We start from the raw sequence: 13,638 nt of genomic DNA on the forward strand, positions 1-13,638 counted from the left end.
GCCATGCAGCATTCCCTTTTGGGCAGCATCCGTACAAAGTTGATCGCCTGCTTTCTGATTGTTGCTTTGATTCCTTTGCTATTATTGGCATTTCTTGACAAACAGACAACTGAAAAAGCCCTAACTGACAACGCAAAACAAGCCCTATCTGCGGCGGCTAACGAAACTGCTAACAGAATAGATGCCTTTATTGATGCAAATCTCGATGCCGTGCGCGTAGAGGCGATTTTACCAGGTTTGGCACGTTACCTCAGCCTAAATCCAAAACAGCGAAATAACAGCCCCGAAATGCAATTGGCGACAGAAACATTAATCCGTCTCAGTCGCAAAGATATGATCAATATTCTCTCATACTCTTTGCTCGATTTAAACGGGAAAAATGTATTGGATACCCATACATCAGATATTGGCAAAGATGAATCTGGTCAAGATTACTTTAAAAAACCAGTGCAAACGGGGTTATCTTTTGTTTCTAGCATGAAGCGATCGCCGACAATTCCTGACCTTGTCACCCTCTTTTTTAGCAGTCCAGTTCGCAATGCCAAGGGAGATATATTGGGTGTATTGCGTGTTTCATACAATGCTACTGTTGTCCAGCAGTTAGTAACTCGACAAACTGAACGGGCTGGGGCAAAATCTTTTGCTATTCTTTTAGATGAAAATAATATTTATCTGGCACATAGCACTAGACCAAAAATGATTTTTAAATCAATTGTACCTTTGCCTGCCGATATTGTAACTCAACTGCAACGGGAAGGGCGTTTATCTAATTCTCCCGTCAAAGAATTAGCAACTAATGAGTCAAAGCTTAAGCAAGCATTGGATCATAAACAGTCGTATTTAATTACATCTTTGGCAGCAACAGGCGATCGGGTTAATCTGATTGCGATCGCTCGTTTGCAATATAAACCTTGGTCTGTGTTGTTCGCCCAGCCGATTGCTGTTGCCCTAGCACCTGTAGAAAAGCAAATTCGTGACGCAATGTTTCTATTTACATTTATCGCTGGAGTAGTGACCATCATCGCTTTTGCGATTGGGCAACTGCTAACAAAGCCAATAATTTACCTTACCAATATAGTTTTACAATTTACCGCAGGTAACTTAGATATCCGCATCAAAATTAACTCAAAAGACGAAATAGGTCAACTGGCAAAATCGTTTAATAACATGGCACTTCAGTTACAAACATCTTTTGAAACTTTGGAACAACGGGTACAGGAAAGAACAGCAGAGTTAGTGATTGCTAAAGAAAAAGTAGAGGATGCAAATCAAGCTAAAAGCTTATTTATTGCCAACATGAGCCATGAATTGCGATCGCCTCTCAATGCTATTCTCGGTTTTTCTCAATTGATGGTACGCGCCACAAACTTGCCGCCGGAACAACACGAAAATGCGGGCATCATCTATCGCAGTGGCGATTATCTATTGACACTGATTAATAATGTTCTGGATCTATCGAAAATTGAAGCAGGTAAAACTATCCTCAATCCTAAAGACTTTGACTTACATCTCTTGCTAGATGATTTAGAAGATATGCTGCATCTAAGTGCAACTAATGCTGGCTTAAAGTTGGTCTTCAAACGGCATGAAAATGTCCCCCGTTATATCTGCACCGATCAAGTTAAATTGCGTCAGGTTTTAATTAATTTACTTAGCAATGCTATCAAATTTACCTCCGAGGGTCAAATTACTCTCTCTGTTTTTCAGGGAGATCGCGAAACAACAGATATTTTTAATCTTCATTTTCGGGTACAGGATACTGGGGTAGGGATTGCCGCCGCAGAATTGCCAAAGCTTTTTGATACCTTTTCCCAAGCGCAAGCCGGAAAAGAGATGCAAGAAGGAACAGGTTTAGGTTTAGCTATCAGTCGGAAATTTGTGCAACTGATGGGCGGAGATATTTCCGTAGAAAGTAAATTAGGAAAAGGCACAACTTTCCAATTCAATATTCAGGCAAAATTGGGTCAAGAAACAAATCCCAAGATTTCAGAAGAACATCCAAGAGTGCTGGGGCTTGTTCCCAATCAACCTACATATAAAATTCTCATAGTAGATGATAAACATATTAATCGCAAATTACTAATTAAATTGCTCAGTCCTTTGAGATTTGAGATCGAAGAAGCTAGTAATGGAAAAGAAGCGATCGCGATTTGGGATGAGTGGGAACCCCACCTAATTTGGATGGATATGAGAATGCCTGTGATGGATGGCTACGAAGCTACAAAATATATTAAATCCACCACCAAAGGCAATGCTACAGCGGTGATTGCTTTAACGGCAAGTGTTTTAGAGGAAGAAAAAGCGATCGTGCTTTCGGCTGGGTGTGATGACTTCGTTCGTAAACCTTTTGCTGAATACACCATTTTTGACACACTAGCTAAACATCTTGGTGTAAAATATATCTATGCAGAAACAAATTTGCCGACAATAGATGAGCGATCGGGAACCATCTTAACGTCGCTACAGCTAACCTGTATGCCGAGAGAATGGATTAGTCAACTATACGAAGCAGCACTTGAGGCTAATACAAACCTCGTCTTACAACTGGTAGGAGAAATTCCACAGACAGAAACTCGTTTGATACAATCACTGACAAAACTGGTGCGTAGATTTGAATTTGAACAGTTGGTTGACTTAGTAGAACCCCTAATAACTAATGAATGCTAACTCTGAAACAGAAAGTAAAGGTAACATTCTCCTAGTAGATGACATTCCCGACAATCTGCAACTTTTAAGCGATTTACTCCTCAAACTCGGCTACACTGTTCGCAGCGTCACCAGTGGCAGAATGGCACTAAAAACAGTCCAAGTGAAGCGACCAGATGTGATTCTTTTAGATATCAAGATGCCAGAAATGGATGGCTATCAAGTCTGCAAAGCTCTTAAAAAAGATGAAAGCTTACGCACAATTCCAATAATATTTATTAGTGCTTTAGATGATGTTTTTGACAAGGTGACTTCCTTTAATTTAGGTGGAGTTGATTACCTTACCAAACCTTTTCAGATTGAAGAAGTTGTAGCCCGTCTGGAAAATCAGTTAACCATCCAACGCCAGCAACGACTTTTGGAACAAGAAATTGCTAAACGCAAGGAAGCAGAGGAGGTACTTTATCAGTCCAGAGCATTACTATCTAGTATTTTGAATAGTTCCCTTGATGGCATTGCGGCAATGCAAGCCGTTCGTGACCCTAGAACAGGAGATATTGAAGATTTTCGTTGTTTAGTAGTCAACCCTGTAATTGCTAGAGCCTTTGGCAGTAAGCGTGAAGATATGATCGGCAAGTTAGCACTGAAGAAATTTCTCAGCCGTTTTGAGCCAGAACTATTTACTCGTTTTGTTGAAATTGTTGAGACGGGAGAACCTTTAAAACGGGATTTTTACTCTCCGTCAGGAGAGTCTTCTTGGTATCACTTTGTGGCAGTGAAGTTAGGAGATGGTTTTGCCATTACCATTCGGGATATCACGGCTCGAAAACAAGTCGAAATGGCTCTCCAAGATGCCAATCATAAACTAGAATTACTGGCGAATTTGGATGGCTTGACTCAAGTTGCTAACCGTCGTTGTTTTAACGAGCGTCTGCACAGGGAATGGTCGCGCTTGGCGCGAGAACAACAGCCACTTTCACTAATTTTGTTCGATGTTGATAAGTTCAAATCCTACAATGACTATTATGGTCATTTAGCAGGTGATGATTGTCTCATTAAGATAGCGCAAGCAGTACAGCAGGAAGTTCATCGTCCCGCCGATTTAGTGGCGCGTTACGGCGGCGAAGAATTTGTGATACTTCTCCCCAATACAGATTTAGCGGGAGGGATTAATGTAGCAGCAAACATTCAGCAAATAATTCACAATTTAGCGATTCCCCATAAACAATCTAATGTAAACAATATTGTCACAGTTAGTCTGGGTATCACTTCCTCGATCCCAACGTTAGAAGTTCGGCCCGATACGCTGGTTGCTCATGCAGACAAAGCCTTATATCAAGCGAAAGAATACGGGCGCGATCGCTATTTTACAAATACTTGATACAATGTAAATAGGGGGCCTTAAAAACGGATTTAGTATCAGATATGACTTGGATTGTTCTTTGCTAAAAATAACCTACTATCTCCAGAAGCCACCGCTTAAATTTTCGCAAATCTTGCACATCGACCAAAATTGCCATAAGTCAGCATTAGAAATTAGGGAGGCCGCGATCGCAGACCTGCTGGATCGGATCGGCACTCAAAAAGTTTATGATGATATTACAATCCTTGTCTGCAAGCAAAAATAAATAATTCCAGTTGAGTTTGGTGTAAACTTAGGCCTGTAGGTTTGCCGCCTAGTTGTCACCTAATTTTAGCAACGCTCAACTCAATAGTGTATTATCATCAAATCAGGGTGTAGAGTCAAGCGATCGCGATTTCCGCTAGACCTAACATAAACTCAGCAGTTGGGAATTAATTATTATGGGTTAATCCGGGACTGCCATCCAGATCGCCAGTATCATCAAGATATCTAGATCGCAGCTTGCGATCGCCAAACCTAACCCTCTTAACTCCATCTCAGACCATGCTCAAAGATGAAAATCGACAAGCTACTACTGTCAATAGACCACCAGTTGACCAAAATAGGTCAATCCTAGAGCAGATTAACTCCCTCAAGCGCGAGGATGAAAGGCTCTATAATATCTTAGCGATCGATGTCTGGGCATTAGCTAAGACAATGGATGAGTATCAACCAGGATTCTGGGCAGCTTTTATGAAAAATCGTGAGAAAGCACTGAAGCGATTTTTGTCTGAGATGATTAAGAACAAACCCGCCAATACCAAACGCCCTCCCTTCCTCCGCTAAGCTGAAATCAGCTTCAATGCTCTGGCTAAATATAATAGCAGTTTTTGGCTGTTATAGTTTATATGTTTTTGTTAAAAGTAGCAAAGGAAACAGACAATGGATGCACAAACAATTAGAGAACGGGTAGCAACAATCGAAAGCAAGCGCGAAACCCTAGTCCGCCTGCTAGAAAGACCCGACTTAGGTATTCTTAAAATTGATGTCAGTCAAGCAATTGAAGAAATTGACGACTTAATCGCAGAGTTCAAGCGCACCTTTCCTGATAGTTAATAGTTAACGGTTAACAGTTAACAGTTAACAGCTAACAGTTAACCGTTAACAGTTAACAGCTAACTAATTCAAAGCCATTTCCATCAAAATTTGCTGAGAACTGACTTCAGGACTATTAGGAGAAGGCCGACGCTGAATATAATGACCATCAGTCTGCAAATCCCAAGCTTGACGATTATCTGCTAACATAATCCCCAGAATTTCCTGTAAATCCTTAGCAATTTCCGAGTCTTCAACGGGAGTAATCGCCTCAACTCGACGGCTAAGATTACGCCGCATCCAATCAGCAGAACCAATATAAACCTCCTCCTCACCCCCATTTTGGAAGTAAAAAATCCGCGAGTGTTCCAGATAGCGGCCCACAATACTAATCACCTTAATATTGTCGCTAACTCCCTCCACTCCGGGGCGCAAACAACAAATGCCACGCACAATTAAATCAATTTTCACCCCCACCATCGAAGCTTCATAAAGCGCCGCAATAATCTGGGGATCGACCAAAGCATTCATCTTCGCCACAATCCTGCCCGTATTACCATTTTTACAGTGTTCCCCCTCCCGGCGGATCAGCGCCAAAAAGCGATCGCGCATATTCACCGGTGCAACCAACAACTTCCGGTAACAATGCTGACGCGAATAGCCAGTCAAAAAATTAAACAGATCTGTCAAATCCGCCCCCAAATCCTCCCGACAACTTAATAGTCCCAAATCCGTATAAAGTCGGGCAGTTTTCGGATTGTAATTGCCAGTGCCAATATGTACATAACGGCGAATTCTATCTTCCTCCCGGCGCACCACCATCACAATCTTAGTATGCGTCTTCAACCCAACCAAACCATAAACAACATGAACCCCCACCTGTTCCAACTTCCGAGCCCAATTAATATTATTCTCCTCATCAAATCGAGCTTTTAACTCCACCAAAACAGCCACCTGCTTGCCATTTTCCGCCGCCGAAATCAAAGCATTAACAATCGGTGAATCCCCAGAAGTCCGGTAAAGAGTCATCTTAATTGCCAACACCGCAGGATCGAAAGCCGCCTGTGTAATAAACCGCTGCACCGTAGCCGAAAAAGAATAATAAGGGTGGTGCAACATCAAATCTCGCTGACGAATCACCGCAAAAATATCTTCTTCCCCATCAGCATCCGATGGGCTAGACTTCACATTCGAGTCACTTAACCATCGCAGGCGAGGCGGAACCACAGGATTCCAAGAGGGATCTTTGAGTTCCGGTACTGGCAATGCCATAAAAGACATCAAATCACCCAAACCCAGCAACCCATCTACCGCATAAACATCCTTCTCTCCTAAATTCAACTCCTCAACTAACATATCTCGCAGCACTGGGGGCATACTCCCTTGAACTTCGAGGCGCACCACAGAACCCCCAAACCGACGTTTACGGAGTTCCTGTTCAATTGCTTGCAGCAAATCATCCGCTTCGTCCTCTTCTACTGCCAAATCAGCATTGCGAGTAATCCGAAAAGGATGGTATTCCTGAATGTTCATCCCCGGAAATAGGGACTCCAAATTATGGGCTACCACCTGTTCTAATGGCACTCCCGTCCAGATTGTCCGTTGGTCTTTTTGCTGCAATTGTAAATCCGCTGGCAAAGGCACAAACCGAGGCAAAAGTTTAGGGACTTTGACGCGGGCAAATAATTCTTCATCATCATCTGGGCCTTTAATTACTACTGCCAGATTGAGGCTGAGATTGGAAAGATAGGGGAAAGGATGGCTGGGGTCAACTGCTAGAGGTGTGAGTACGGGAAATACTTGTTCTTCAAAATAGCGGTGCAGGTATGTCCGCTGTTCTTGGTTGAGGTCGATGTAATCGAGAATGTGGATACCGTTAGCTGCTAATTTATGCCGCACTGTTTGCTCAAAATAGGCGTGTTGTTGAGAAACTAGCGGTAAGAGTCTTTTGTTAATTACGTCTAATTGTTCTTGAGGGGTGCGGCCGTCGGGGCTTAATTGGCGGACGTTTGCTTCTACCTGTTGCTTGAGGGCCGCTAACCGCACCATGAAGTATTCGTCTAAGTTTGAGCTAAAAATAGCCATAAACTTGAGCTGTTCTAGTAGAGGGGTGCGCGGGTCGAGGGCTTCGTGCAGCACCCGGCTGTTAAACTCTAACCAGCTCAGTTCTCGGTTGAAGTAGTATTGGTGGTCGCTGAGATTGATTTCAGCAGGAGTTTTGGTAGCAGTCTTTTTACTCTTAGACATGGCTGGGAAGAGTTGAGTGTTTAGAGCTTGCTGGTTTGCTCGCAAGTTGCGAGGGGTTTTGAATAAAACTTTAGCTTAAAAGGGATGGCGATCGCGATCGCATATATTCACTGCTATTTCCCAAATTCTTCCTCTTCGATCCCTATCCACCATTCGCCTAAATTCATTAAATCTTTTTGAATCTGCGCGATCTCACTTGTATATTCTTCAAGGGAAAGTTCGCTAGCTCTCTCTTGAAGTTTTTTCATCCGCAGTTGTACTAACAGCCAAGGTTTGGAAATGCCGTTGGTTGCTTCAATATATTGGGCTAATTCTTTACTATCCATTTGTTCACAGAAATAGAATTACGACTTAAGCACGCTTTTCGTAACGCCGCCCTCTTAGAGGTAAAAATACCGCCCAGAGGACGGCGTTACCAATAGATTTGCTATTTAAGAAGACAGCCGTAATTAATAACACGGCTGTCTTTCATGCTTTCAGAATTTACGCACCGAAATCGCTCAAATTCTAAGCAGCTTTCGCTAGATTTTCTGCTGCGAAATCCCAGTTAGCTAAATTGTCTAGGAAGTTGGCAATAAAGTCTGGGCGGCGGTTCTGGAAGTCCAGATAGTAAGCGTGTTCCCATACATCCAAAGTTAGCAACGGAGTTTGACCGTGAACTAACGGGTTTTCTGCATTAGCAGTTTTGGTCACTTTGAGAGTGCCATTATCTAAAACTAGCCATGCCCAACCGCTACCAAATTGAGTAGCAGCAGCGTTCTTAAATTCTTCTTTGAATTTGTCGAAACTGCCGAAGTCAGCGGTGATTTTGTCAGCTAGTGCGCCTGTGGGAACTCCACCGCCACCTGGTTTCAGGCAACTCCAGAAAAAGGTGTGGTTCCACACTTGGGCGGCGTTGTTAAAAATGCCCGCTTTGGACGAATCTTTGAACGATGCGCTCACGATTTCTTCGAGTGATTTATCGGCTAATTCTGTGCCTTCAATCAGTTTGTTTAGATTGGTCACGTAAGCCGCGTGGTGCTTGTCGTGATGGAATGAGAAGGTTTTCGCCGACATATTGCCTGACTCTAGGGCGTTGTCGGGGTAAGGTAAGGGGGGAAGTTCAAATGCCATTGTGTTCAATCCTCTCTAAAGTTATGTATTGGGGTTGACTTTCCGGCTTTTGTATGCTAGCCCAGAGTAACTAGCTTCAGATTAACTGAGCTAGTGTCAACAAATCTTTACAATTTGTTTATTTTATAGCAGTTGGGAAATTTTGGCATAGGTATGAGGACATAGTTAATGGTTAACAGTTAACTGTTAACTGTTAGCAGTTAACTGTTAACAGAGAACCATCTGAAGCTTCTAGTACAAATCCTGCATCCCGAATCATCTCCCAATCTTGATTGGCCGTTTGACCTGGAGTCGTGAGATAATCACCCACAAAGATAGAATTTGCAGCGTAAAGTCCGAGAGGTTGTAGCGATCGCAAATGCACTTCTCGTCCCCCTGCAATCCTAATTTCTTGACTGGGAAGCAAAAACCTAAATAAACAGAGAATCCGCAAACATTGACGAGGATTTAACGTTTTTACATCGGCAAATGGCGTACCGGGAATAGGAATGAAAAAATTAACAGGAACGCTAGTAACTCCCAAATCCCGAAGTGAAAGTGCTAAATTAATTACATCATTATCAGATTCACCCATTCCCAAAATTCCACCCGAACAAGTTGTAATTCCTGCGGCTTTGACACGATCGACTGTCTTAATTCTATCATCAAAAGTATGGGTAGTACAAATCTCAGCGTGATATTCTTCGGAAGTATTAAGATTGTGATTAACTCGATCTACGCCAGCTTTTGCTAAGCGGTGAGTTTGTTCTTCACTCAATAATCCCAGACAAGCACAGATTTTAAGATCGTAGTTAGCCTTGACAGTTTCAACTGCATCTACAACTCGATTAAAAGTAGATTCGCTAGGTTGGCGACCAGAAATTACTAAACAAAATGTACCCGCTTTTAACTGTTTTGCTCTTTCCGCTGCATCCAGAATTTTCTCCTTAGCTAAAAGCGGATATTTTTCAATTTCTGCTGTGGAAATTTTGGACTGAGAACAGTAATGACAATCCTCTGGACAAAGACCACTTTGAGCATTCAGTAAATAGTGCAATCTTACCCGATTTCCCCAGTAGTGTCGCCGCACCCGATAAGCTGCACTTAGTTGTTCGAGTAAAATGTCGTCTGGTGCAGTTAAAACGGCTAAAGATTCCTCGCGAGAGAGGCATTTTCCCGCCAAAGCACTGTCAGCTAAGCCGTTCCAATTGGGGAGATTCATAAGCGAAATGTTAGTAAAAATCAAGGGGTTAGAGAGTATTCAAGATTTGGCGAATTGCCAGATAAATAGATTCTAGTTCATCTGGGGAAATACAGTAAGGAGGCATTAAATAAAGTGTATTTCCCAAGGGACGGAGTAAAAATCCGGCTTCTAGAAGTCGTGCTTTTAACTGTTGAGCAATTTGATTAAAATAACCGGGGACATTTTCAGTTTTGATGTCCATTGCTGCAATTGTACCACAAGTCCGAATCCGTTCTATTTGGGGATGACCTTTTAGGTATTGATGCAGGTAGCGGCGGTGCTGTTTTTCCATGCCTTGATAGGCTTCGGGGTTTTGCTCCAGCAGCTCTAAAGATGCTACACTGACTGCACAAGCTAATGGATTCCCAGTATAGGAATGGCTGTGAAAAAAAGCTTTGTCAGATTCATCTTGCCAGAAGGCTTGGTAAATTTTCTCCGTTGCTAGGGTTACGGCAATTGGCAAACAGCCGCCAGATAAACCTTTAGATAAGCAGAGAATATCTGGTGAAGTTGTGGATTTCAAACAGGCAAATAGTTCGCCAGTTCGACCAAAACCTGTCATTACTTCATCATATATCAATAAGAGATTATATTGATGGGAAATTTTTTCTAGAGCTTGCAAAAATTGAGGGCGACACATTCGCATTCCCCCCGCACCTTGTATTAATGGTTCGATAAAGATTCCGGCATAGTTATGGCTTTGCTTTAACAAAAATTCGATTTTTTCTAATGCTAATACTTCGCGAGTTGCTACTTCGGTATCGTCGTCAAAGGTGGCAGGATAAGGAACAATATCGGTAGCAAACATTAAAGGTTTAAATGGTTGCCACCAGAGGGAACTTCCACCCATTGACATTGCTCCGATAGTATCGCCGTGATAGCCTCCTTCAAAACTAATAAAGTTGGTGCGATTGGTTTCTCCGAGATTATGCCAATATTGATATGCCATTTTTAGGGCAACTTCAACTGCCGTCGATCCGTTATCAGAAAAGAAAACTCGCGTGAGAGATTTTGGGGTGTGAGTTAACAATTTATTGGCTAGTTTTTCGGCTGGTTCGTGAGTGAAACCAGCGAAGATTACGTGCTCTAATTTTTGGGCTTGTTCGTAAAGAGCTTTGGCGAGTACGGGATGGCTGTGTCCGTGAATTGTCACCCACCAACTAGAAATGCAGTCGAGAATTTGCCGCCCATCTGCTAATTCTAATATGGCTCCTTTTCCTCGCACAACGTTCAGAGGTGCGGGGGCTGTTTTCATTTGGGTGAAGGGTTGCCAAATGGGGGAGTTTGAAGAATTTTGTGGGTGATTTGTCATTATTTAGATGTGAATAATTGGTAGGGTGGGCGCTCGCCGAAACCATATTAGCTTTCTGGTGACAATATTTTTGCGGCGAACGCTCACATACCCGTTTATTTAAGTAAATTTTAAGGTATAATTCTAATTCATAAAATACTTTTTAATTCAATTCCATCGAACGCGCCCAGATGTAAAGGCTCGTATTTGATTATCGGGCAAACGCAGTAATAATCTGCCTGATTCATCAATGCCGATCGCGACTCCTGCGATCGCTTCCGAGGGCAGTTCGAGGACGATCGCGCGATCGCGAAGTGCATCGCGACGGCGTAACTCTGGCAGCAACAGGGCTAAACCGACGTTTTTTCCTGTAGAATCTACCCTAGAAAGCAGACTGATTAGTTCCAGCAAATAATGCCGCAACCGCTCTAGGAGAGAGAGTTCATCCGGCACTATACTAGAAATAGACTGCAAAGCGATCGCATTGCCGATCGCCTTCGCATCCAGTCCCGCCTCCGCGAAATCAACACAACGGTTGAGCCCCACCCCCACGATCGCGCGAGCACTACCCGAACCGCTACCAGAATTCGCCTCGCAGAGAATTCCGGCTAACTTGCGATCGTCAATCAAGACATCGTTAGGCCATTTCTGACGCAGCATACCACGAGAGTCAGGCACTAAATCCTCGATCGCATAAATTACGGCTAAAGCGGCGGCTAAACTGAGTCCCGGTAACTGCGAAGGGTGCAAGCGATCGCACACAAAACTAGCAGTTAAAACACCCGTCGGTGCATACCAAATGCGCCCCTGTTGCCCGCGTCCTACGGTTTGTAGCCTCGTAAACACGACATCCCCGTGTTGGAGCTCGGACGCGCGATCGCTTGCCCAAGTGTTCGTACTGGGGCAAGTTTCCACCCAATGCAACCACTCAGGAAGGTTTTCGGGGGTGCGATCGGCAGAGGCGGACAGGGGCATTAAAGGCAACTCAGACAAGGCTTGATTTCAATCCTAAATTACTATGTCAGCGAATCTTAATCTTAAAATCTCAGAATAACAGTATTTTGTAGTTTAATATACAGTTCGCCTAAAAAAATGCTGTTAACGTCTGAACAGTAATAGCATAGTAATCATATTTTACTATTGCTACCTTTCAAAAATTTACGTACCTTGTAATAACTAAAAGTCTAGAATAAATCTTTGAGTTACACACAAGATTTTTCTAGACAAAAGTTAAAAAAATTAGCAGCTTCTAGGGTTCCGATTTGAACAAAAAATCTAATTAAGTTTAGAAAAATCAAGTGCTGGTCCAAGAGAAGCAAACTGGCAAGCCTAAATATTTAATTTTAAGGAATAACTAGCCAGTTACACGGCGGGAGAAAAGCCCGGGAGGAACGCTATCAGTCAAGAAGACTGAGTTCGTTTTTTCTTGGGCTTTATCGTTTTTATAGAGCCTTTGCGGAAGCGAACAAAGCGAAATATAGCGGTTAACTGTTAACTGTTAACTAAAAGTAGTAGATACCAATAGAAAACCGCTATAAGTTCCTAACTTCAATCACCATATTCACCTCGAAAATCCACCGTCTTTTACCAGAATATGCCATGAAGATACAATATTGCTCCGCAAAATTAACGCGATCGCTTCTATCCTACTGTATTCTGTTTTTCCTCACACTATCTCTAACAGTAAGTTGTGGAAATCCCGCCAGCCAAATCAACTCAACACCTAACAGCGCAAATAGTACAGTCACCGCTGTACGCTTAGGATTTAGTGCTTGGCCTGGTTGGTTTCCCTGGCAAGTTGCCCAAGAACAAAAGATATTTGAAACCAACAAAATTTCCGTAGATTTAAAGTGGTTTGATGGCTACCTAGAATCCATCAGCACCCTGAATGCTGAACAGATAGATGCTAACAGCCAAACCCTTGGAGATACAGTTAGCTCTATATCCGGTGGAGCCGATCAAGTTATTGTTTTAGTTAACGATAACTCTACTGGCAATGATAAAATAATTGTTGCCGAAGGTATCAACTCCGTTGCCGATCTTAAAGGCAAAAAAGTCGCCGCCGAAGAAGGAACAGTCGATCATTTCCTCTTACTATTAGGGCTAAAAAAAGCCGGATTATCAGCCAAAGATATTCAATTTGTCCCCTTAGAAACTGGTAAAGCCGCAGCCGCCTTTGTCGGCGGACAAGTCGATGCAGTTGCAGTATTTGCTCCCTTTACAACACAAGCATTAAAGCGCACAGGAAGCAAAGAACTCTTTAGTTCTAAAGATTTTCCTGGCTCAATTTCCGATCATCTTGTATTCACACGCAAATTCGTTACAGAACACCCCGATCGCGTACAATCCCTTGTAGATTCCTGGTTTGCGACATTAGAATACATCAATACCAACAAAGACAAATCCTACGAGATTATGGCCAAAAGAGCAGGAGTCAGCGTTGATGAATATAAACAATACGCTGACGGTACTCAAATCTTCACTATTGAGGAAAACTTAAAAGCTTTTCAACCTGGAAATAGCCTCAACTCCTTACCATTTGCGGCTGAAGAAATGAGCAAATTTCTCACAGAAGTAGGTTTAGCAAAAACCCAACCCGACATGAGCAAACTATTTGACGATCGCTTCATCAAAGCCTACGCCGAGAAAGTCAAAAAGTCCTAGTTAGAAATCGGAAATTTG

Annotated in this window: 12 protein-coding genes; 6 read left to right on the plus strand and 6 right to left on the minus strand. The window is 42.7% G+C overall.

Translation table 11 applies throughout. From position 1 onward, the window contains the following. Positions 1-3 precede the first annotated feature (3 nt). The 5 genes from OSCI_RS26360 (at position 4) to OSCI_RS30960 (ending at position 5,104) form a co-directional block, all read left to right on the plus strand. Positions 4-2,667: a hybrid sensor histidine kinase/response regulator gene (locus OSCI_RS26360; RefSeq protein ID WP_007358273.1), complete on the plus strand. Its 2,664-nt coding sequence runs from the start codon at positions 4-6 to the stop codon at positions 2,665-2,667. After that, complete coding sequence (locus OSCI_RS26365) at positions 2,657-4,027, plus strand: GGDEF domain-containing response regulator (RefSeq protein WP_007358274.1); 1,371 nt, start codon at positions 2,657-2,659, stop codon at positions 4,025-4,027. The genes OSCI_RS26360 and OSCI_RS26365 overlap by 11 nt, the downstream gene beginning before the upstream one ends. Before the next feature lie 115 nt (positions 4,028-4,142). Next, complete coding sequence (locus OSCI_RS32160) at positions 4,143-4,274, plus strand: hypothetical protein (RefSeq protein WP_267880128.1); 132 nt, start codon at positions 4,143-4,145, stop codon at positions 4,272-4,274. A 278-nt stretch (positions 4,275-4,552) separates the two neighbouring features. After that, a complete protein-coding gene (locus OSCI_RS26370) occupies positions 4,553-4,834 on the plus strand; it encodes a hypothetical protein (protein ID WP_007358276.1) in 282 nt (93 codons plus the stop codon). Between the two features lie 96 nt (positions 4,835-4,930). Then, positions 4,931-5,104, plus strand: coding sequence for a hypothetical protein (locus tag OSCI_RS30960; RefSeq protein WP_007358277.1), 174 nt, complete (start codon positions 4,931-4,933; stop codon positions 5,102-5,104). 63 nt (positions 5,105-5,167) lie between these two features. Here OSCI_RS30960 and ppk1 read toward each other — a convergent pair whose 3' ends face one another. The 6 genes from ppk1 to OSCI_RS26400 all read right to left on the minus strand — a co-directional run bounded on the left by ppk1 (position 5,168) and on the right by OSCI_RS26400 (position 11,949). Further along, positions 5,168-7,330 (minus strand): polyphosphate kinase 1, encoded by a 2,163-nt coding sequence (ppk1, locus tag OSCI_RS26375; RefSeq protein WP_007358278.1) that lies wholly within the window; start codon positions 7,328-7,330, stop codon positions 5,168-5,170. Positions 7,331-7,443: 113 nt separating this feature from the next. Beyond that, complete coding sequence (locus tag OSCI_RS26380) at positions 7,444-7,656, minus strand: hypothetical protein (protein WP_007358279.1); 213 nt, start codon at positions 7,654-7,656, stop codon at positions 7,444-7,446. Positions 7,657-7,837: 181 nt separating this feature from the next. After that, positions 7,838-8,443 carry a superoxide dismutase gene (locus tag OSCI_RS26385; protein ID WP_007358280.1) on the minus strand — a complete coding sequence of 202 codons (606 nt, stop codon included), beginning with the start codon at positions 8,441-8,443 and terminating at the stop codon, positions 7,838-7,840. 193 nt (positions 8,444-8,636) lie between these two features. Continuing rightward, the gene (gene bioB, locus OSCI_RS26390) at positions 8,637-9,644 is read right to left on the minus strand and encodes a biotin synthase BioB (protein WP_007358281.1); all 1,008 of its coding nucleotides are present in this window, start codon (positions 9,642-9,644) and stop codon (positions 8,637-8,639) included. A 28-nt stretch (positions 9,645-9,672) separates the two neighbouring features. After that, on the minus strand, positions 9,673-10,977 hold the full coding sequence (gene bioA, locus OSCI_RS26395) for an adenosylmethionine--8-amino-7-oxononanoate transaminase (RefSeq protein ID WP_007358282.1): 1,305 nt from the start codon (positions 10,975-10,977) through the stop codon (positions 9,673-9,675). Between the two features lie 147 nt (positions 10,978-11,124). Further along, positions 11,125-11,949: a biotin--[acetyl-CoA-carboxylase] ligase gene (locus OSCI_RS26400; protein WP_234708832.1), complete on the minus strand. Its 825-nt coding sequence runs from the start codon at positions 11,947-11,949 to the stop codon at positions 11,125-11,127. 606 nt (positions 11,950-12,555) lie between these two features. Between OSCI_RS26400 and OSCI_RS26405 the strand changes: the two genes are divergently transcribed. Next, entirely contained in the window at positions 12,556-13,620 is a 1,065-nt protein-coding gene (locus tag OSCI_RS26405; RefSeq protein ID WP_007358284.1) for an ABC transporter substrate-binding protein, read from the plus strand. The last annotated feature ends 18 nt before the right edge of the window (positions 13,621-13,638 follow it).

The sequence above is a fragment of the Kamptonema sp. PCC 6506 genome, assembly GCF_000180455.1.
GTDB lineage: Bacteria > Cyanobacteriota > Cyanobacteriia > Cyanobacteriales > Microcoleaceae > Kamptonema > Kamptonema formosum.

What these genes read in the sequence shown, in the direction of transcription:
- OSCI_RS26360 (WP_007358273.1), top strand. Translation starts at nt 4, where the DNA reads ATGCAGCATTCCCTTTTGGGCAGCATCCGTACAAAGTTGATCGCCTGC.
- OSCI_RS26365 (WP_007358274.1), top strand. Translation starts at nt 2,657, where the DNA reads ATGAATGCTAACTCTGAAACAGAAAGTAAAGGTAACATTCTCCTAGTA.
- OSCI_RS26370 (WP_007358276.1), top strand. Translation starts at nt 4,553, where the DNA reads ATGCTCAAAGATGAAAATCGACAAGCTACTACTGTCAATAGACCACCA.
- OSCI_RS30960 (WP_007358277.1), top strand. Translation starts at nt 4,931, where the DNA reads ATGGATGCACAAACAATTAGAGAACGGGTAGCAACAATCGAAAGCAAG.
- ppk1 (WP_007358278.1), bottom strand. Translation starts at nt 7,330, where the DNA reads ATGTCTAAGAGTAAAAAGACTGCTACCAAAACTCCTGCTGAAATCAAT.
- OSCI_RS26380 (WP_007358279.1), bottom strand. Translation starts at nt 7,656, where the DNA reads ATGGATAGTAAAGAATTAGCCCAATATATTGAAGCAACCAACGGCATT.
- OSCI_RS26385 (WP_007358280.1), bottom strand. Translation starts at nt 8,443, where the DNA reads ATGGCATTTGAACTTCCCCCCTTACCTTACCCCGACAACGCCCTAGAG.
- bioB (WP_007358281.1), bottom strand. Translation starts at nt 9,644, where the DNA reads ATGAATCTCCCCAATTGGAACGGCTTAGCTGACAGTGCTTTGGCGGGA.
- bioA (WP_007358282.1), bottom strand. Translation starts at nt 10,977, where the DNA reads ATGACAAATCACCCACAAAATTCTTCAAACTCCCCCATTTGGCAACCC.
- OSCI_RS26405 (WP_007358284.1), top strand. Translation starts at nt 12,556, where the DNA reads ATGAAGATACAATATTGCTCCGCAAAATTAACGCGATCGCTTCTATCC.